Below are 19,976 nucleotides of genomic sequence, written 5' to 3'. Positions count from 1 at the left end.
CTTTTTCCTATATACTAATTTACTTTTGAAGCACTAAATATTACACCAGCAGCTTCATCATATTTTAAGTTATACCGAATCGTATCTTTCTCTACAGTTGTTTCATTCTTTTGATAGTCATAACTTTCGTCAAACAAACGTAAATCCTTCAACACAGCGCCAATATCGTTTTGGCTTAAGTCCGGGTTTGTCATACCAATTAACAATCCCATAGAAAGTATGATATCCATCCCTTCACCTTGCCCCACCATAATCAACTCATGTACTGCGCCTTTTTCATCAATATTTTCAATTAAAGTAATATCCTTACCCAACTTTGAAGTAATTGTTTCTTCTTCTTTCTTTGTATTTTCAAGGGAATATGAGAAGTCTAGTTTTTTTACTTCTTTATTGAATGCCTCTATAAATTCTTCTTGATTATTATAAAGTGGCAGCGTTGTTGCCATTCCAATTATCATCGGAGAGACAAAGTAGACACCTGCTATTACGGTAGCTATAGTACGTTTCTTCTTAGTAAGCCGCCCCTGTTTCCACATAAGAAATACGCCCAAAGGAGGGAAAATGATTAACCAAAACCACATAAACCAAGCTGTTTTAACAATGGGGGTTCTAAGTTTTGACTCTGCTTTATGCATCATCTTTCTTTCCCCCTTTTAACAATTCTTCAATTTTAATAGTAAATATATATTTCCTAGCATTATCTGTACCTACATGCAAGGAGCCTTTTACTATATTTACAATATTTTTATCATATGGTGTGTTCTTTTCATCTTCCATTAAATGATTAAAAAGAGACTTCCCTTCAAAATTAGCCGTCTTAATATGAAAGCTTTTTTGTAGTAATTGTTCCCCTTCTAATCGTTGAAGTTTCTTTTGATATTGTGAGATTACGGTTGGTGTTTCTGTTTTTTTGATCAATAATTTATAAAGCTTTTTAGCATCCCCATATTGCTTTTGGTGAAATGCTTCTTCTGCATCGCTCGTTAAAGACTCTACCGTTTCATTATAAAAAGATTTAATCTTATCCAACTGTTTTATCTTCTGAGCCTCTTGGATAATGCTGAAAGTTTCTTCGTAATCTTTTTCATCCCTAGCATTTGTTGCTTTATAAAGTAATTCATCGATTTTTTCATCGTCTTTCATTTGGTTTAATAAACCACTAGCTTTTTGCTTAATCTCGTCATTAGAACGTCGATTTTCTTTAATATAAACTGCATAATCTTTAGCTACAGAATATTCCCCTGCATTAACCTTAGATTCAGCTAATTCATAAATAGCATTCACAGACTTTTGAATAAGACTATCTGTTTTACTACTACCTTTATTCAACTCGTAAATCTTTTCAAGTTCACTAATAGCTCCCTTATAATCTTTACTATTATATAAATTCGTTGCCATTGTGTAATAGTTTTCCGCCTTCACTTGATCCTCATCTATTTTGGGCTCCGGTGTTGAAGGCACAGGTTTTTTTGGAGCAGGTTTTGATATATTGCTACTGCCATTAGATGTACTACCACCATTATGATAATGATATTCTCCGTATTCTAATCCCCATTTTTCACAGTTAGTTCGACAAGTATGTCCTCCATTACTATCCGTTCTACCTGGATGGGCACTTGCTGTAAACGGTAATAGTAGTAAAAAACTGCATACTAAAACACTAATTTTTGACAAATAACCACTTCTCACCACTTATTCCTCCTATCTATAATAATTGACATATTTTATCTTATATCATATTTCCCATGACGCATAGTACGATTTTGCTATTTCTGTGTTGATTAAAAAAATCAAAGATAAAAGAGAGAAATAGGAGCGTATTTAGTTTTAAACCAAGAAGACGATTGTAACGATAAAAAACTCCCTAAGTGAGGATGACAGGAATCGAGCCTGCATGTCCCATTCTGTAAAGGGATACGCCACACTGCTTACTTCCTCATCATTATAAATTATTAACTTCATGTTAAAGAATTACATCTTTCTCAGCTCTTTTGTTTTCTATTAGATTAAAACCTTTTCAAATCACATTTATTTCAATTGATTAAAGTTTTACTTCATCATTTAACCAATGTTCGCTTGTTCGAACATGATTCTGTCTCACAAATTTCCCTAGGTATTATTCATAATGAACTGTTTTCATACATATATTTATAAAAAGCTCCTCATATGTGGGCCGGGTCTGGATTAGTGAAATAACTTGCTCTTTTTAGATTTCATACAGGCTCGCTTTATGCACCATATGAACCTCTTAAAACCCCTCCACAATATCAGAAACTCTAAATCCCTTCTCATTTTCTCCATTATTACTTTCGGAATTCTCCTCTTTTTTTATTATTATTTTGATACACATCATGAATATGGTATATCAAAATAATAATAAATAAAATTAGAACATAAGGATATTTCACCTATCTTAAATATCCTGCGCTCCATTCAATATTTTCCGAATCAACAATAACAAATTGATCTTTAGTCATATTTAAACACCCACATAAAATACGGAATACCATTCGCAATTTCTACCTAGCGGCGTCCCAAAATAGCTCTTAACGCATAGCATCACTTGAAAGAATAAGCATTTTCCCGTCATTTCTTCATTCCCTTTCAAGTGTCTATATCATTTATAAAAACACATTCTTTTAACAACTATTCTTCTTACATATCAAAAATTAATCATCAAGTATGGAAATTAATTTCAGAAGGTTAAAATGATTTAAGTTGGGTGTGATATTTGTTCAAACAATACCCTGAATATAAGTCAGTTTGAGGGCGACTCTTCAGGAATCGGCGTCGCAGACGTGACCTAGGAACGAAGATCAACTTATAGACATACTAACACGATAGAATCCAACCACCTCCCATAAAATCAAAATTTTACTAAATCAGGAATCAAGCAAAAAAAAGACTGCCCCCAATTTTTCGGAACAGTTTTTTGTTAAATATTTGATTTTCTTTTACAACTTTATTATAGCATAAATTTGCCATAATTACTAGACTATACTTCTTTCTGAACTAGCTGTATGATAAATTTCCCGCATCAAAAACCATGCAAATAATTATATGGAGAGGAATGTGAGTAACATTGGAAAAACAATATGAATGGACAGAAGAAAAACAGTATCTTGTTCTTTGTTTAAACACAGTTGGTCACAAAAAGGAGGAGTTACTGCAAAAGGAAAAGGATGTTAGAGACAATGTTTTAACATTAAAGAAAACCTTTTGGGACGACGTCAGAGTGAACTTAGATACTCCGGAGGATATAGACGAGACCTATTATGCTATTAAACAACAGGCAGAGCTCTTATCAGATTCCCAGCATGCTCAGCAACGTGTCATCAAAGATGTAAAAATATATGAACGTTTACAGCAATCACCTTATTTTGCTCGCATTGATTTTTTACAGGAAAGTCATAACGAACCTTTAAAGATTTATATCGGTGTAGCAACCTTAATGGATGAAGAGAATGAAAACATATTAATTTATGATTGGCGAGCCCCTATATCAAGTATGTATTATGATTTCACGCCTGGCCCAGCTACTTATGAAACGGCAACTGAAGACATTCAAGGTGAGATGCTTTTAAAACGGCAATTTATCATTAAGAATGGTCAATTACAATCGATGTTTAATACAGGTTTAACGATTGGTGATGATTTATTACTCGATATTCTCGCTCAAAATGCAAACGAACATATCCGTAGCATCGTTGCAACGATTCAAGCGGAGCAAAATAAAATTATTCGACATGTCAACACTCCTTATCTAATCGTAGAGGGTGTCGCAGGTAGTGGAAAAACGGCAGTCGCTCTCCAACGTGTTGCTTATTTGTTGTATCATTATCGAGATCAAATTACTGCTGATCAAATTTTATTGATTACACCTAATCAACTTTTTAATCAATATGTTCATACCGTTTTACCGGATTTAGGTGAAGACAATATGCAGCAATTAACCTTCTCCGAATATGCAACAAAACGTTTAGGTCGACAGTTCCAATTGGAATATCCTTATGAACAATTGGAGTCACTTTTAACAGAGGGAGATGACTCACTCTACCAAACGAGGCTTACGATTATTTCTTTTAAAGCTAGCCTTCACTATCGAGAATTGCTGGACACATATATTGAACACCTTGCAAATGAAGGTTTGCTATTTAAAAATATTGTTTTTCGCGGAGAAAGAATTATTACCGCTCAAGAAATTGCTGAATACTTTTATTCATTCAATGCCACAATGCCCATCCCAAATCGACTGCAATTAGTGAAAGAATGGTTATTACAACAATTATCGAAAATTGAAAAGGCAGAACGGGCAAAAGAATGGGTAGAAGAAGCCAGCGAACTTTTAGACATTGAAGAGTACACAAAAGCCTATAGCGAGCTTTTGCATGAAGGTCGGTTTTCAGAAAACTCTTTTGATGATTTCGAGCAAGAGCGCAAGAAAATAACTAGCCAAATTGTCAAAAAGCAGTTCAAGCCTCTTCGTCAATCTGTGAAACAATTGAAGTTCGTTCATATGTTAGGCATTTATCGTCAATTGTTTGACATGAACAAATCTATTCATCGGCAATTGCAGAACCTTTTACCTGACCATTGGGAAGAAATCTGTCAGCATACACTCCCTAATTTAGCAAAGCGTATTATTTCGTATGAAGATGCCGCTCCATTTCTATATTTACAGGACAAAATAGAAGTTCAACGAACAAATACGATGATTCGTCATGTTTTAATTGATGAAGCACAAGACTATTCTCCATTTCAGCTATTCGTCTTACAACAATTATTCCCACGTGCACATATGACTATATTGGGCGATGGGCATCAAACCATCCATCCTCATACCTTTAAAAACCCTTCACTGCTGACACCACAATTATATGGTGAACAAGCAGAAAAAATGATATTAACGAAAAGTTATCGCTCAACAAAACAAATTATTCACCTTACTTCGAAGATTTTACACGAGGATGCAAAAGTAGAAGCCTTTAATAGAACCGGTCCCGAACCAACTATCACCATTGTGTCGAGTGAAATACATTTAATTGAACAGCTTGTCGAAAAGATTAACGGCTTGTCCCTAAATTTCGAAACAATTGCAATCATCTGTAAAACAGAGCAAGAGTGTACGATGGTTTTTAATACAATGAAAGACCAAGTAGATATTCAACTCATTACCCATGATACAAAACAATTTAAAAAAGGCATTTTACTGTTACCTGCTTATATGGCAAAAGGAATTGAATTCGACGCTGTCTTGATATACAATGCCTCTCCGGCTAATTATTCGAGGGAAACAGAACGTAATTATTTCTACACAGCTTGTACACGAGCTATGCACGAATTGCATATCTATTCCATTAATGAATTAACACATTTTTTAAAGCTTTAATTTCAAAAAAAGAAGAGAATCCGCATGTTTCCATAGACACTCCATGGAACACTTGCAGCTTCTCTTCATCTATCAATTATGCCTCGGCATAATTGCATCCAGGATCGGCTAAAAGAAGTTAAATGTAGAACGTATAATCCTCTGGAATAACACGTTTTAAGAATTTCTTCGTGCGTTCCTCTTTCGGATTAACAAATATATCATGAGGATTTCCTTCCTCTACAACGACACCACCGTCCATAAAAATCACCCGATTTGCTACGTCTTTCGCAAAGCCCATTTCATGTGTGACCACAAGCATTGTTGTTCCTTCTGCTGCAATGTTTTTCATAACCTGAAGGACTTCTCCTACTAGCTCTGGGTCAAGTGCAGAAGTCGGTTCATCAAATAAAATAATATCAGGATTTAATGCTACTGCTCGTGCGATACCGACTCGCTGCTGCTGACCTCCTGACAATTGACTTGGATAGGCATCATATTTTTCTGATAAGCCTACTTTATCAAGCGCCTTTTTGCCAATTTCAGTCGCTTCTGCCTTCGGAATTTTACGTCCTATAATAAGCCCTTCTGTAACATTTTCTAGCGCCGTTTTGTTCGTGAAAAGATTGTAGTTCTGGAATACAAAGGCTACACGCTGACGAATCGAATGTACGTCCTTCTTCTTCACATTTTGAAAATCTACTTGGATATCGCCAAATGTCGCATGTCCTTGGTCAGCCTTCTCTAAAAAGTTAATGCAACGTAATAATGTTGTTTTTCCTGAGCCGCTTGGGCCTAAAATAACAACAACATCACCTTTATCAATGGCTAAATCGACACCTTTTAAAATTTCATTGTCACCAAATGATTTATGAATATTTTTAATTTCTAACATACTCGTTCACCCCTTAGGCTTTTGCCACTTTGAATTTACTTAAATGTTTTTCATATCGTTTAAAAATGTATTCAACCGTACTACATAAAATTAAGTACACAATGAAAATATCAATATATGCTTCTACGTAATTGTAACCAACATTAGCAGCTACCTTAGCCTTTAATGTAATTTCAGGTAAGGACATTGCATAGCCTAAAGACGTCGCTTTAATGAGATTGACTGTAGCCGTACAAATATTCGGCATAGCTACTACTAAAGCCTGTGGAATAATAATACGGCGATAGGCTTGAAATGTTGTTAAGCCTATTGCATGAGCAGCCTCTAGCTGTCCTTTTTCAATCGTACTTAAAGCAGAACGAAATACCTCAATTAATATTGCCGTTGTACTAAATGCGAAGACGATAAATGCATACCAAATCGGATTGATTTTATAAATATCGTAGACGATATTATATTTCTCAAAAGTCATTTTAAGTAGTAATGGGATACTACTATAAATAATAAAGATTTGGATGATTATAGGTGTACCTCGGACAAAGGAGACATAAATTTTCGCTATATGATGGATCACTGGGATTTTATTGATTCGTGTTAGTGCTAGTAGAAAGCCGAGTGGTAGAGCAACAAGCATAGCAACAATTGTCACAAGGAGTGCGATAGGTACACCTGATAATGCAACAAAAAATGTTTCAACTAAAAATTGATAATTCATGATTTCGCCTCCTTACGTTGTTTCTAATGTCTTTTTCCCTTTACCAAAGAACTTTTCTAGCATAGCGAAGAATTTTTCTATAATAATCGACAGCACCCAATAAACAATCGCTAAAGCAATATATATTTCTAATGCATGCGCATTAATATTACTTGCAATAATTAAATTTGCCTTTCCGACAATATCAATTAAGCCGATTGTATAAGCGAGCGCCCCTTCTTGTAATAAGGCAATCATTCCATTCCCAAAGTTCGGTAAGGCGATAACGAGTGCCTGTGGGAAAATAATACGTCGATAGGCCTGAAATGGCGTTAATCCCACACTAACAGCCGCTTCAAATTGCCCTTTATCAATCGCTAAATAAGCAGAACGAATAACTTCCGACATAATCGCCGCAAACTGTAAAGTAAACGTTACAACTACGAAAATGGCTGTTTCGATTGAATGGAGATTGATGCCGAAGTTTTCCGCTAACGCTGGAACACCATAATATACAAGGAATAATAAAACGATAGATGGTGTACAACGCATAATCGTTGTGTATAAGTTTGCTAATTTTCGCAGCAATTTTATTGAACTTAACTTAGCAGCCGCTAATAATAAGCCAAATATTGTGCCTAGTACAATGGAAGAACCTGCGACTAAGAAAGTTACTTTTAAAAAAGGCAATAATACAGGAATTGAGTTCCAAATGTATGATGCATCAAAATACTTCTCCATTTCCTCACCAACTTCTATATTTCTATAATTCTCTTTCTAATCATTTATGCCTCGGCATAATTGCGTCCAAAATCGGTTTTGTCCTTAGGCCTGCACGAGGGCCGACACGATGTCGGTCATTTCGGTAATGCCACAGGACGTGGCGTTTTTACCGATGCAGGTCAGTTAGCCGTTATCGCATGGATGCGATGGTTTTAGGCTAACATCCCCTAAAAACTCCTTTCCGATTCTGTGACATCCGCCGGAGGCTTTGGGCCAACGTGATGTTGGTCACTCAGTCGTGTGTTGTTGTTGTTGCTGTCGCTTCGCTTTCGCACAGATAAAACCGTGTTGCTGTCGCTTCGCTTTCGCACAGATAAATTGCCACAGGACGTGGCGGTCTTAGAATGAGTTCCTCTATTTCAGCAGGTGCAGGTGTTTGGACACCCGCTGAAAGTAGCTTAAATCTGCATTCATCTCACCACCTATAGGGATGGGAGGCTTCTGTTGCTGTCGCTTCGCTTTCGCTACAGAAAACATTTATAACTGCCGTTTCACTTTCGTTACAGAAAACATTTGCTGAAAGAAGTTAATAAAGACTGCTGAGTATACTGACTCAACAGCCTTTTATTTGATAGTAGCTGCTAACACCTTCTCTTCTAAAGAGGATCTTCTTTGATCAGCTACCGCCTATTAGCGCTTCACAGAATCTAACACTTCAAATAAATCTCGACCGTAAAACTTAGTGCTTAAATCATTTGTTTTCTTTTGCTCTTTAATTTTTGCTATAGCTTTATCGTAAGCATCTGCAAATTCTTGTTCCTTTTTATTGAACAACGGCCATGTTTTAATAACGGAAAATTCGTTGTAAACTACGTCATCCTTTAAATTATGATATGGGCCATCTTCTGCTAAAACTTGTTGTTTAAATGGACCTTCAATCATGACACCACCATCGACACGTTTTTCATTTACCCATTGCACAATATCGACAGTGAACGCATCACCAGCCTGTAATTTCACTTTATTGTCTGGGTTTGCTTTATTATATTCATCAATAATTGTGTATTGAGCATTATTCGCAGCAATTGGTGCTAATGAATAACCCTTTTTTGCAAAGTCGGCTAAAGTTTTTATCCCTTCATCTTCTTTACGTAATACTAAACCCGCACTACTTAAGCCTAAAAATTCTTTAGGGAAAATAAACTTCTCTGTCCGTTCTTGCGTAAAGAAGGCATTTTTTACTCCTACTTGATATTTCCCTTGCTCAACGCCAATTAGTAAATCATCACTAGTCGTGCCTACAAATTCAAACTTATATTCAGGTAACATCTCATCCACCAGCTTCATGACTTCCACATCGTAGCCTGTTGGATTTCCTTTATCAGCTAAATAACTAATTGGCTTTGTCGCCTGGTCAAATGCAACCTTCACTGTACGTACTTTCGCGCCATCTTCTGAATCTTTATCAGAAGCTTCACCTGAATTACAGCCGGCTAAAATAGCAAGTGAAGCCACCCCGATTGCTGCCAATTGGAAAATTTTTTTCTTCTGTTTAAACATATATCATGTCCCCTTATATGGTTTTTGTCATTGATTTTCATTCGATTTTTGCTGTTCAATTGCGACATTTGCCAATTTAATAATTGTCATATCATCCATCGGTGGATTATGAAGTCCTGCACGAACATTTCGATAATAGCGCTGTAATGGGTTTGTTAAATGTAAGCTTTTCGCACCTACCACACGCATTGCCTTATCGACGATTTCAATCGCCAAATTTGTTACTGTATGCTTAGCAACCGCCATTTCATTTGCTAAAAGTTCACGTCTAGCCGGGTCATCGTAAGCGTCGGCAACTCCATACAGTACAAAGCGTGCTTGATATAGCTTCAATTCAATATCACCTAGAAGCTGCTGCACATTTGGTAATGTACTAATCGGAGCATTCAAGCTATTAGGTTGATGATGATTTGCAAAATGCAGCGCATAATCACGCGCTGCTTGCGCAATACCTAAGTATGTTGCTGGGATATGTAGAATCCAACCATTTATTTTGCCACCACTTGGATGATTCGGTAACTCTACTAAATGATTTGCAGGGACAATTACATCCTTTAAAACTAGGTCATGGCTACTTGTGCCTCGCATTGCAGACATTTCCCAGTTTTCTTCAATTGAAAGTCCTTGAGCATCTTTATGAATAAGGAAATAACCAATTTTATTTTTTTCCTCAATCCACGCTGATGTTAAGAAATAATCTAGCACCGGAGAGGCTGTCGTAAATATTTTACGTCCGTTTAAGAGCCACCCTTCCTCTCTTGAAACAGCATTTGTTCCTGGTCGCCCTCCACGTGTTGGACTCCCAGTTGCCGCTTCACTCGCAGCTCTATTTATAATGGCACCGTTCTTTATTTCCTGAGCAAATGAACTTAGTAAATCGTCCGACCAAAGCTTTTTCTCATATAGTTCGCCTACAACGCCTAATGTCCATCCTAGCGAGAGTGAAGCATTCTCGTCATAGCTTGCTAACGTTTCTTGAATGAGTACCATATCATAGACTGATAATCCTTCACCGCCATATTCTTTCGGTAAAGTTAGTTTGGGATAACCAATTTGCAGAAGCAGTTTATGTGCTTCGAATGGAAAACGAGATTGTTCATCTACTTCTTTAGCCTCAGCCTTGATTGACTCAGAAATAGATGCTAGCTGATCTAGCCAATACTGTTGTTGCTTTGTTTTAATAAATAAATTCTTCAAGAAAATCTCCTTCTTCCCAAAATATATAAAACATATATATTTACTAAGAATTAAAGTTGTAAAAAAATCTCTAACTACGTATTCGTAGCGAGAGGATGCGTGGTACTGAATTTTCTGATTCGTTGACATTTATGATACTTTTCACATTTAAAAATGTCAATGGGTTAATTACAAGTTTTTTTATAAGTTTTATATCCATTACGAACACGTCTTCTTTTTTCACCAAGCCATGTTTACAACATATGCTACAACTAAAGAAAGAGGTGCATGTATGACTAATAATATGAATCCATCCTTGAATAATATGCCTATTTCAACTATGGCCCCTCAGGTTATTCAGACGAAATTTGGAGATATTAATGGAGATGGCTTACTTGAAACTGTTCTTTTGATGGGAACTAAAACTCCAGATAGCCCTTTGTGGAAAGACCTAACGCTTGCTATTTTTTACGGACAGACGCACCCATTCGAAAAAATAATGCTAAAACAAAGCGTTGGCTATAACCCAACTATATTTTTAGGTGACTTTACAGGTAATCATCTAGAAGATATTCTAGCTATTTCTGACACAGGTGGTAGTGGAGGCATTATCAACGGTGAAATATTTGCTTCAATAAACGGCAAAATACGCTCAATTTTTGATGCAATTTCTTTTAATAATAAGCTAAAGTACAGCGTTAATTATCAAAATCAATATAAAGTAGCCGTTCGTAGCATGAATCCCAAAAAGCAATATATCATCGACTTACAATACAAGGGTCCGGATTATTTAGCTGAAATTTACAATCAAGACGGTACACTAAAGCAGCCTATTGAAGGATGGGTAGATCCAATGAGTGGATTGTATCCAGTGGACTATGAACGCGATGGAATATATGAGCTATTAGCTTATCAGTCTATAGCAGGCCGATTTCATGCCGATGGATTAGGTTATGTAGAAAATATTTTAAAATGGGATGGTAATGAATTTATCGTTGATCGCCAAACTGTAGGGATTTTTGGAGAAGATATAAAATAAATTGCGTGCACTTAAATAGGAAAAATCTGTCCAATTCCCGCACAGAATAATCGAAATTGGACAGATTCGAACTTATTGACGAGATTTATTTTTCCACTAATGCAAAATAATTATTTTCGTGATCAGCAAAATTAAAAACCCTACCCATTGGCATCATTACTAAATCTCCTACTTTAACGCCCTTCGCTTGAAAATCCTGATATAGATTTTCTATATGATCGGCATAAAACATAATAGAAGGTGTCCCTAAATTTAATTCAGGCTGCATTTTCGCAATGATTTCTTTATTGTGTAGGACAAAGGTAGTTTGAGCTTCTTTAGTTGGAGAAATTTCAATCCAACGTACTCCTCCCTCTTCCTGGTCAGCAACCACAACAAATCCAACTTTTTCTGTCCAAAATTTAACGGCAGTTTCTTGATCATTTACATATAACATTACTTGTCCAATTTGTCGAATCATGAAACAATTCCCTCCTCTTTTGGCATTAGTATATATCAAAAAGTAGCTTTATATGTCATCTAATGGTTATTGTTTCAAAATATTAGTTTTTTAATGAACAGTTATAACAAAATACTTAACTTTTATTTTATTTTTGATAAAATGAGCCTAGTCGTCTATTATTTGCCTTAATCGGTAAAGTATATACTTTTACCATAACGTAGGGTGTCGATTATCCGATGTACCTCTTAGGATAGTAGGAGGTTGGTCACGAAGGGCGATATTACATAAGTTTTAAAATACAATATTATAGTGAGGATAATTCAAGTGAAACAACTAAGTTTAAGAAAAAAGCTCATTTTTTCATTTTTAGCAATGCTTATCATCCCAACACTGTTAATTGGAATTGTGTCTTACCAAAGTGCTGGAAAGCAAATTTCAGAAGAACAACAAGCAAGCGCAACCGAAAGTGTGCGTATGCTTAATACGAATATTACCAACACGATTGAGCCAAGAGTGAAGGACGTTCAATATTTTTCAAAAAAGCTCAATCAATCTTATTTACAAGAAGGTAAAATTTCAGAACTTAAATCTCTTTTCCACGAATATGTCAACATGCATCCAGAGGTAGAGCTGATTTATATTGGAACCTCTGATGGCAGACTACTAGATGAGCCTGCACAAAAATACCCTAGTGGGTTTGATCCTCGTACGAGACCTTGGTATAAACAAGCTTTAGATAACAAAAACCAAGTGTCTATTACAGCGCCATACATTACACAGTCAACAGGTGATATCGTTCTTACGATTACTCAAGCTTTACCAGATGGCTCAGGAGTAATAGGGTTAGATTTAAATATTTCTACACTAAGTACCATTACGAATGATATACGCATTGGAGAAACTGGCTTTGCTTCACTTTTAGATAGCAATAAAATTTATATTGCCCAATCAGATAAAGAAAGTGGTTCTGAAGCAGCAGAAAGCTATATTACTAAAATCTATGAACAAGATAGTGGTAACATTATTGAAAAAGATCGTCAGCTACAATTTGTTACAAATAAGCTAACAGGTTGGAAAGTTGTTGGTACAATGTTTACAGCCGAGGCTGCAGAAGCCGCAGCTTCGACCTTTAATATCAACTTAATAATCATCGCTATTTCTATTATTGTTGGCATTATTTTTATGCTATTCATGATAAAATCGATCGTTAATCCGATCAATCGACTTAAACAAAGCGCTATAAAAATTAGTGAGGGCGATTTAACAGAGTTTATTGACATTCATTCTAAAGATGAGGTTGGACAGCTAGGGGAGGCCTTTATCGCAATGAAGGTTAGCTTAAAAAAACTTATTCGCAACGTTGATCAAAGCTCCCAACAAGTACAGACTTCGGCGCATGGATTATCTGCGAATGCCGAACAAAATATAGCTGCTTCAGAGCAAGTTACAAAAGCTATGCAACAGGTTGCTATTAATACAGAAAAACAAACAACAGGTATTGACCAGAATGCTGTTTCTATTGAAGAAATCGCAAAAGGAGTCGTCGAGGTCGCCGATAGCTCTATGCAAGTTTCAGATTTATCTAGCCATGCTATAAAATTGGCCGATGAAGGCGGGCAAGCGGTAGATCAAACTGTGAATCAAATGGTTTCTATTCATGAATCTGTGGCACAATCAGATACAATGATTAAATCACTCTATGATCGAACAAAAGAAATCGGGTCTATTTTAGAAATTATTAGTGCTATTTCAGATCAAACAAATCTGCTTGCACTTAATGCTGCTATTGAGGCAGCACGAGCTGGAGAGCATGGGAGAGGCTTTGCAGTAGTTGCCGATGAAGTGCGCAAGTTAGCAGAGCAATCTCATCAATCAGCCGAGCAAATTTCTGCCCTAATTACAGGCATTCAGCAAGATACGGCTAAATCTGTTCAAACAATGATTAAGGCTTCAGCGGATGTCCAGGATGGTTTACAGCTAACAGAAGATACAAGTAAAAAATTCACCAACATTATTAAGAGTCTACACGATATTGCTCCGAAAATGGAGGATATATCTGCTTCCGCTCAAGAGATGTCAGCAGTAGTCGAAGAAGTTTCTGCAACTGCTATCGAGCTAACAGATCATGCAAAACTAAATACAGCAGCGTCAGAGGAAGTTGCCGCTTCAACTGAACAAACGTTGTCCTCGATGCAGGAAATGGCTGCAGCCTCAAAAGCACTTCTCGATATGGCTGATGAATTACAAAGCTATGTAAATCGTTTTAAATACTAAAAAGAACAGCACGATGTTAATGGAGATTTTCCAAACATCGTGCTGTTCAATATTAACTACTTTTTAGTAAATACTCATTGCTCTTTATTTATTTTCCTCATAACTAAATTGCCATTCAATACCGAATTTATCAGTAAGGGAACCGTAACATTTACTCCAAAACGTTTCTTGTAGCTCCATTTTAACCTCGCCACCCTCTTTAAGACCGTCAAAAGCTTTTCGCATCTGCGTCTCATCGTCTGAGACAACGGCTAATGTTACATTGTTCCCAGTCGTGAATGGATTGCCCGGGAATGTATCTGAGAACATTACTGTACTACCAAAAATCGAAAGTCGCGTATGCATCACAAGATCTTTTGCTTCCTCTGGTAATGGATAATTTGGATTTTGAGGTGAATCTCCAAATGTCATAATTTCAGGCTTGTTCGCATTAAAAACTTTCTCATAAAAAGATACAGCCTCTCGACAATTTCCATTAAAAATTAAATAGACTTCTACTGCCATTTCCAACACTCCCTTTGTCATTTTTCGAAACAATTCTATTTTACATGGATAGCAAATAGTAATACAAATTTTAGATAAGCCGATCAATAATCTTGCTTTCCTACAAATATTGCAGGATTTTTGCTAAGTACTTTCTTTTGAAACATTACGCTTATCCATCTATAACAAAAAATAGTATATCTTTATATTTCGGTTAATTCCCGTTCTTTCCTGCTAACTTTTTATTTATTTAGATAAAAGCTTTGACATTTACTCAAAAATAATGTAAATTACCAAATGACGAACGATTTAAATCAAAACTTAAAAAATATTCGTATTTTAGGAGTGTTTATAATGGATAATGTATTTGACTATGAAGATATTCAGCTAATTCCCGCAAAATGTATAGTAGAAAGTCGCTCAGAATGTGATACTTCTGTTACTTTAGGTGGTCATATATTTAAACTTCCTGTTGTACCAGCAAACATGCAAACAATTATCGACGAAAGTCTTGCTGTGAAGCTTGCTGAAAACGGTTACTTTTATATCATGCACCGTTTTAACCCTGAGACACGTATCAATTTCATTAAAGATATGCAAGATCGTGGATTAATCGCATCCATTAGTGTTGGTGTAAAAAATGAGGAATATCCTTTTATTGAAGAATTAGCAGCTGCTAATTTAGTGCCTGAATTTATTACAATCGATATTGCACATGGTCATTCAAATGCTGTCATTCGTATGATTCAACATATCAAAAAACTTCTACCAAATAGCTTTGTTATTGCCGGTAATGTAGGTACACCTGAAGCGGTACGTGAACTTGAAAACGCTGGTGCAGATGCAACAAAAGTTGGTATTGGACCAGGTAAAGTATGTATTACTAAAATCAAAACTGGTTTTGGTACAGGTGGTTGGCAGCTTGCCGCACTTCGCTGGTGTGCAAAAGCCGCAACGAAGCCTATTATTGCTGATGGCGGTATTCGTACACATGGTGATATTGCAAAATCGGTTCGCTTTGGTGCTTCAATGGTGATGATTGGCTCATTATTTGCAGGTCATGAAGAGTCCCCTGGCGAAACAATCGAAATCGACGGTAAAACTGTGAAGGAATACTTTGGATCCGCTTCTGAATTCCAAAAAGGCGAACGTAAAAATGTTGAAGGTAAAAAGATGTTTGTTGAACATAAAGGCAGCATCAAAGATACGTTAATTGAAATGCAACAAGACCTTCAATCATCTATTTCCTATGCAGGCGGCAATAAACTTGATGCCATTCGAAATGTAGATTATGTAATTGTGAAAAACTCTATTTTTAATGGAGATAAAGTATACTAAAAACTAGAAGAACCCAAACAAGAATGGAATAAATTCTTGTTTGGGTTTTTTGTTGGTTCCGTTTCTCCTGGGCAAAAATACTGAGCAATTTTTGCTCTTATCTGATCAATTTTCCGTACTACCCGAGCGTTCTCGGCTCTTGATTGACCGATTCTTTTGTTGAAAACATATCTTTTTGGCAAAAGAAAAAATGCTACCAATGAAGTGTAGCATCTCCCTTTAGATTATAGTTTGTTAATAACAGCGTGGATCGTTTCTTTTAATTCTTCATCATGATCAGAAAGGTCTACAAGGTTTGCTACACGCTCACGTAATACTGGACGTTCAATTACAAGCTTTTCATCAAGTACTTGTACTAGTAACTCGATAATAAGACGATCACGTACGTTTAATGCTTCTTCTAAACGCTCTGGTGTAATTTTTCCTGTTTTTGCTGCTTTAGCCATTTTTAAAACCCCTTTTAAATTTTATATTCATGCACATCTATTTTAGCATACAGCTAATTTATTTTGAAAACTTTCTTTCGCGAAAATATACCAAAACTTTACAAATATACACTATTATATTTACGGTGAAATGTTATATTCATAAAAAACGATTTATAAGATTGGAGGAATTCGATGAGCCATAAGGACTCGACTTTTTTACAATTAACAAAGGCTATACCTAAGATTTTACAATCATTTCTAAATATATGCCTTGTACTTCTAGCGCTCATTTTATCCTTCTTACTTAGCAAAGAGCTCATCCATTTTTTTAAAATTTCCATTTTCAATAACGAGGGTGGAGACTATAAGCTTTTTCTTGCTAATATTCTTATTTTCTTTTTGTATTTTGAATTTATCACTATGATTATTAAATATTTTAAAGAGAATTATCATTTTCCACTAAGGTACTTTATTTATATAGGGATTACAGCCATGATTCGATTAATTATCGTGGAACATGATCATCCCATTAACACCTTAATTTATTCACTTATTATTTTAATATTAATTGTAAGCTATTTTATTATTAATATTACGCCGCTGGAACGGCCTGTACGCTCATCACTCTTTATGAAAAAAGAACAATAACTTTATTTTCCTAAAATGCTGTAATGCAAGTTGGTTTATCAAGGACAAAGAAGAAATGGTGCAATGACTGTACGTACTGTCCATCGCTAATCTTCACCTTGTTGAGCATAAATAATTCTTGTACTGTCACAACTCCTATGACAAGAGAAGAAAGCTCTGCGATATCGATCACCATTTCTACATCATAGTTAGTACTAGTAGAAATTTTTATATTACCATCAATAGCCTCGATAACAATTTGCTGATTATTTTCAGCCAATAACGAATCTTTCACAGTTAACTTAAATGTTAATGTTTGACCATTAAAATTATGTGTTGTAAGCTCCTCAAAAAAACCTCGAACATTAATAATGCGATACATTAAACCAACACCAGAAACAGCACTTGCATGATAGACACTTGGGATTAAATGATTTGTTCCATTACGTATATCTCCTAAAAAGAAGTGAATATTTTCTTCTTGTGTGTTCCATTCAATACGGTTCACTTGATCCACCTGACTATTTAAAAATGTACTGAACTCTAATAGAGCCTCTGGTGTCTCATAGATCCATTCTTTAATGACTAGATTATTAAGTAAAAAATTCGTTTCACTTTGCTTATTGAAGGAAAATACCATATAACCTTGTATTGAGTCTCCCTTTTCAACAGCAATAATATAGTTTTGAGGGTTATTAAAAATTGATGCGAGCTCCGATTCTGTTTTTAAAAACATACCATGCTTTCTTAATGCAACTCTTCTATAGCAATCGGCTAATTTATGCTGATCCTGTGCTGTTAAAAAAGTAAGATGTTTTTTGGTTGCCCCTTTCGGAAAGCTTGATGGTTCCACTGAATATTGATGCATTTTCGGTCCGTATCCAAAGTCCATTTTTTTATAAAAGTCAGGTCTAAACGGATATAACGCAACAAAATGAACATTTTTCTCTAAAAAAACCTTAAAAAAATGATCGATTAATTCTTTGGCAACCTTTTCTTTTTTACGGAGTAAATTAACTGCAACTAGTCCTACTCCCCCGATTGGAATCATTTTAGAGAAGAGATTCATTTCAAAATCATGGAGTCGCATGCCACCAATTAGTTTGTTATCTTCCCATAGCCCATAATAATGAATAGCTTTGTCATTGTTTTGATTGTGCATAAAAAGCGCCTTTAGCTGCTCTTTTGTTGGTTGTAAACTACTCATCCTTCCTGGATAAGCACCAACCACAATATCAACAAAATGTATAAAATCCTCTTCCTTCAATAATTTTTCAACGACTTTCATATACATCCCCATCCTACACTAAATTATTTTAAGGCACGCTCTTTTCATAATTTTTTTCACATGAATTTCAACCCTCGATAATAACATATATTACCACATGCAAATAGTACTCGGTGGGCTCCTTATTTACAGAAAGGAAGCATGAGGCGGAACATTTAGTGCTTGTTGTTTTTGCATACAATGTTTTATAGCTACACCCTTATTCAACTTCTCAAGCAAGTTGGTAGTAACTAAAATACATTACTCTCGTTGGCTCGTTGATTAGGGCATCAAGAAGTGATTACAAAGTGGGATACAACTAAAGGTAAAGCCCGGAAATACGATGTGTTGCGCACACATATGACTTAACTAAAAAGGAATGGACTGAATTATTGAAGGGAGACGGAAAGAGTGAATCTGATTGATGCATATATTCATGAAGTAACTAAAAGGATAAGCAAGGATAAGCGTGATAAAACCCGTCTAGAACTAAAATCTACTATTGAAGATATGTTATCTGAAGATTACTCAGAATCAAATATAAAGGAAGTTCTAAAAAAACTCGGTAATCCTGTAGAAGTTGCAGCAAGCTATCAAAAAACGCCACGATTTATAATTGGTCCAGAAGTGTTTGACACTTATATTAGGACAATAAAATTAGTTATTCCTTGGGCAATTTTACTTACAATTATTGTACAGATGATAGAAAGTATTGTGCTCTATAACGGAGAAGGTGCACTCCTGACTGCTATTATTAAAACTATTTCTATCACTATCTCTCATATTATTTCAGTAATCATCTACGTACTGTTCTGGATTACAGTTGCTTTCATTGTCATCGAACGTTCTGAAGGAAAAAACGTTCGAATGCCCCTTATAAAAAATCATCCAGAATGGACACCGGATAATTTAGCAAAAGTTAAAATAATCCCTAAAGAAAAAACGATTTCACTTAATGATAATATTTTAAGCTTCTTAGGTATTGCTATTTTCTCCTTTGCCTATTTCAATGCTAATCACCTGTTAGGAATTTATACTTCTTACAATAAAGGCGGGTTGAAATTTGTTATGCCTATATTCAATCGGGATGTCTTACTGTCCTTCGATCCAATCGTTTTATGTTGTATCATTTTAAGTGTAGCTTTAACATTATGGAAATTGAAAACTGGTCAATGGACAATGTTAGTCGCCGTAACTAATGCACTTCTTCAATGTACAGGAGTCATTGTTTTTATCCTTATGGCTATTCACCCTGATCTTATACACAGTCCAGCCGTACCTTATATTGCTGCAATTACGGGAACGACCTCTGCTAAGATTTTGTTTGCTATAGACCGAATATTATTCGTAAGCATTGCTATTGCCATCATTGCAAATGCATTTGATATTTATAATGGCTTTAAAAAGGCTAGGATTTGAAAAGAACTATAAGTTTTGAGAGCTGACTCTTTCTTGTTAGCTCTTTACTTATTCATCTATTTTCCACCTACATTCTCCTTAAAATACCGTTATTCCCCAATTTTTTGTATAATAATAACGTTCATACATTCCTGCACTAATTCAAACAGAATAAGGGGAATAATTATGACCATTCTTCTTGTAGGTGACAATCAGGTCAATCTAGAAAAAGTATTAAAATATGCAGGTTAGGATAACTGTGTT

The 19,976-nt window shown here is 35.5% G+C and carries 17 protein-coding genes; 6 read left to right on the top strand and 11 right to left on the bottom strand.

The window, feature by feature from the left end:
• Window positions 1–14 precede the first annotated feature (14 nt).
• Both ACIPKN_RS15400 and ACIPKN_RS15395 read right to left on the bottom strand, forming a co-directional pair.
• Window positions 15–638: a hypothetical protein gene (locus ACIPKN_RS15400; RefSeq protein WP_400937589.1), complete on the bottom strand. Its 624-nt coding sequence runs from the start codon at window positions 636–638 to the stop codon at window positions 15–17.
• A complete protein-coding gene (locus ACIPKN_RS15395) occupies window positions 628–1,689 on the bottom strand; it encodes a YHYH domain-containing protein (protein ID WP_400937587.1) in 1,062 nt (353 codons plus the stop codon). The genes ACIPKN_RS15400 and ACIPKN_RS15395 overlap by 11 nt, the downstream gene beginning before the upstream one ends.
• A gap of 1,393 nt (window positions 1,690–3,082) precedes the next feature.
• Between ACIPKN_RS15395 and helD the strand changes: the two genes are divergently transcribed.
• Window positions 3,083–5,389 carry an RNA polymerase recycling motor HelD gene (gene helD, locus ACIPKN_RS15390; RefSeq protein ID WP_400937584.1) on the top strand — a complete coding sequence of 769 codons (2,307 nt, stop codon included), beginning with the start codon at window positions 3,083–3,085 and terminating at the stop codon, window positions 5,387–5,389.
• A 118-nt stretch (window positions 5,390–5,507) separates the two neighbouring features.
• On the opposite strand, the gene ACIPKN_RS15385 is transcribed toward helD, so the two are convergent.
• The 5 genes from ACIPKN_RS15385 to ACIPKN_RS15365 all read right to left on the bottom strand — a co-directional run bounded on the left by ACIPKN_RS15385 (window position 5,508) and on the right by ACIPKN_RS15365 (window position 10,437).
• Window positions 5,508–6,263 (bottom strand): amino acid ABC transporter ATP-binding protein, encoded by a 756-nt coding sequence (locus ACIPKN_RS15385; RefSeq protein WP_142510078.1) that lies wholly within the window; start codon window positions 6,261–6,263, stop codon window positions 5,508–5,510.
• Window positions 6,264–6,276: 13 nt separating this feature from the next.
• Window positions 6,277–6,978 (bottom strand): amino acid ABC transporter permease, encoded by a 702-nt coding sequence (locus ACIPKN_RS15380; protein ID WP_400937581.1) that lies wholly within the window; start codon window positions 6,976–6,978, stop codon window positions 6,277–6,279.
• 12 nt (window positions 6,979–6,990) lie between these two features.
• A complete protein-coding gene (locus ACIPKN_RS15375) occupies window positions 6,991–7,698 on the bottom strand; it encodes an amino acid ABC transporter permease (RefSeq protein ID WP_197142622.1) in 708 nt (235 codons plus the stop codon).
• A gap of 672 nt (window positions 7,699–8,370) precedes the next feature.
• Window positions 8,371–9,240, bottom strand: coding sequence for a transporter substrate-binding domain-containing protein (locus ACIPKN_RS15370; protein ID WP_400937577.1), 870 nt, complete (start codon window positions 9,238–9,240; stop codon window positions 8,371–8,373).
• A 27-nt stretch (window positions 9,241–9,267) separates the two neighbouring features.
• Window positions 9,268–10,437, bottom strand: coding sequence for an acyl-CoA dehydrogenase family protein (locus ACIPKN_RS15365; protein WP_400937575.1), 1,170 nt, complete (start codon window positions 10,435–10,437; stop codon window positions 9,268–9,270).
• Window positions 10,438–10,708: 271 nt separating this feature from the next.
• Here ACIPKN_RS15365 and ACIPKN_RS15360 point away from each other — a divergent pair, with 271 nt between their 5' ends.
• On the top strand, window positions 10,709–11,455 hold the full coding sequence (locus ACIPKN_RS15360; protein WP_400937572.1) for a hypothetical protein: 747 nt from the start codon (window positions 10,709–10,711) through the stop codon (window positions 11,453–11,455).
• Between the two features lie 85 nt (window positions 11,456–11,540).
• On the opposite strand, the gene ACIPKN_RS15355 is transcribed toward ACIPKN_RS15360, so the two are convergent.
• Window positions 11,541–11,915 (bottom strand): VOC family protein, encoded by a 375-nt coding sequence (locus tag ACIPKN_RS15355; RefSeq protein WP_400937570.1) that lies wholly within the window; start codon window positions 11,913–11,915, stop codon window positions 11,541–11,543.
• A gap of 306 nt (window positions 11,916–12,221) precedes the next feature.
• Here ACIPKN_RS15355 and ACIPKN_RS15350 point away from each other — a divergent pair, with 306 nt between their 5' ends.
• Window positions 12,222–14,171 carry a methyl-accepting chemotaxis protein gene (locus ACIPKN_RS15350; RefSeq protein ID WP_400937568.1) on the top strand — a complete coding sequence of 650 codons (1,950 nt, stop codon included), beginning with the start codon at window positions 12,222–12,224 and terminating at the stop codon, window positions 14,169–14,171.
• A gap of 84 nt (window positions 14,172–14,255) precedes the next feature.
• Here ACIPKN_RS15350 and ACIPKN_RS15345 read toward each other — a convergent pair whose 3' ends face one another.
• Complete coding sequence (locus tag ACIPKN_RS15345) at window positions 14,256–14,675, bottom strand: VOC family protein (protein WP_400937565.1); 420 nt, start codon at window positions 14,673–14,675, stop codon at window positions 14,256–14,258.
• 333 nt (window positions 14,676–15,008) lie between these two features.
• On the opposite strand from ACIPKN_RS15345, the gene guaC reads away from it, so the two are divergent.
• Window positions 15,009–15,992 (top strand): GMP reductase, encoded by a 984-nt coding sequence (guaC, locus tag ACIPKN_RS15340; protein ID WP_400937563.1) that lies wholly within the window; start codon window positions 15,009–15,011, stop codon window positions 15,990–15,992.
• 224 nt (window positions 15,993–16,216) lie between these two features.
• Here the strand turns inward: guaC and ACIPKN_RS15335 are convergent, their stop codons facing one another.
• Window positions 16,217–16,438, bottom strand: a complete 222-nt coding sequence (locus tag ACIPKN_RS15335; RefSeq protein ID WP_068985751.1) for a phosphate-starvation-inducible protein PsiE — start codon at window positions 16,436–16,438, stop codon at window positions 16,217–16,219.
• A 174-nt stretch (window positions 16,439–16,612) separates the two neighbouring features.
• Here ACIPKN_RS15335 and psiE point away from each other — a divergent pair, with 174 nt between their 5' ends.
• Window positions 16,613–17,068 (top strand): phosphate-starvation-inducible protein PsiE, encoded by a 456-nt coding sequence (gene psiE, locus ACIPKN_RS15330; RefSeq protein WP_400937560.1) that lies wholly within the window; start codon window positions 16,613–16,615, stop codon window positions 17,066–17,068.
• 10 nt (window positions 17,069–17,078) lie between these two features.
• Here psiE and ACIPKN_RS15325 read toward each other — a convergent pair whose 3' ends face one another.
• Window positions 17,079–18,335 carry a GNAT family N-acetyltransferase gene (locus tag ACIPKN_RS15325; protein ID WP_400937558.1) on the bottom strand — a complete coding sequence of 419 codons (1,257 nt, stop codon included), beginning with the start codon at window positions 18,333–18,335 and terminating at the stop codon, window positions 17,079–17,081.
• A 390-nt stretch (window positions 18,336–18,725) separates the two neighbouring features.
• Here ACIPKN_RS15325 and ACIPKN_RS15320 point away from each other — a divergent pair, with 390 nt between their 5' ends.
• On the top strand, window positions 18,726–19,733 hold the full coding sequence (locus ACIPKN_RS15320) for an HAAS signaling domain-containing protein (RefSeq protein ID WP_400937556.1): 1,008 nt from the start codon (window positions 18,726–18,728) through the stop codon (window positions 19,731–19,733).
• Window positions 19,734–19,976 lie beyond the last annotated feature (243 nt).

It is taken from the genome of Lysinibacillus sp. NPDC086135, from assembly GCF_044746345.1.
In the GTDB taxonomy this organism is placed as follows: Bacteria; Bacillota; Bacilli; order Bacillales_A; family Planococcaceae; genus Lysinibacillus.
Note: the sequence above shows the minus strand (reverse complement) of the source record. Positions and strands in the feature narration are given on the sequence as shown.

Excerpts from the sequence above, each read along its gene's own strand:
- ACIPKN_RS15345 (WP_400937565.1), bottom strand. The coding sequence starts at position 14,675 with ATGGCAGTAGAAGTCTATTTAATTTTTAATGGAAATTGTCGAGAGGCT.
- ACIPKN_RS15325 (WP_400937558.1), bottom strand. The coding sequence starts at position 18,335 with ATGAAAGTCGTTGAAAAATTATTGAAGGAAGAGGATTTTATACATTTT.
- ACIPKN_RS15380 (WP_400937581.1), bottom strand. The coding sequence starts at position 6,978 with ATGAATTATCAATTTTTAGTTGAAACATTTTTTGTTGCATTATCAGGT.
- ACIPKN_RS15335 (WP_068985751.1), bottom strand. The coding sequence starts at position 16,438 with ATGGCTAAAGCAGCAAAAACAGGAAAAATTACACCAGAGCGTTTAGAA.
- psiE (WP_400937560.1), top strand. The coding sequence starts at position 16,613 with ATGAGCCATAAGGACTCGACTTTTTTACAATTAACAAAGGCTATACCT.
- ACIPKN_RS15370 (WP_400937577.1), bottom strand. The coding sequence starts at position 9,240 with ATGTTTAAACAGAAGAAAAAAATTTTCCAATTGGCAGCAATCGGGGTG.
- ACIPKN_RS15375 (WP_197142622.1), bottom strand. The coding sequence starts at position 7,698 with ATGGAGAAGTATTTTGATGCATCATACATTTGGAACTCAATTCCTGTA.
- ACIPKN_RS15360 (WP_400937572.1), top strand. The coding sequence starts at position 10,709 with ATGACTAATAATATGAATCCATCCTTGAATAATATGCCTATTTCAACT.
- ACIPKN_RS15385 (WP_142510078.1), bottom strand. The coding sequence starts at position 6,263 with ATGTTAGAAATTAAAAATATTCATAAATCATTTGGTGACAATGAAATT.
- ACIPKN_RS15400 (WP_400937589.1), bottom strand. The coding sequence starts at position 638 with ATGATGCATAAAGCAGAGTCAAAACTTAGAACCCCCATTGTTAAAACA.
- ACIPKN_RS15355 (WP_400937570.1), bottom strand. The coding sequence starts at position 11,915 with ATGATTCGACAAATTGGACAAGTAATGTTATATGTAAATGATCAAGAA.
- guaC (WP_400937563.1), top strand. The coding sequence starts at position 15,009 with ATGGATAATGTATTTGACTATGAAGATATTCAGCTAATTCCCGCAAAA.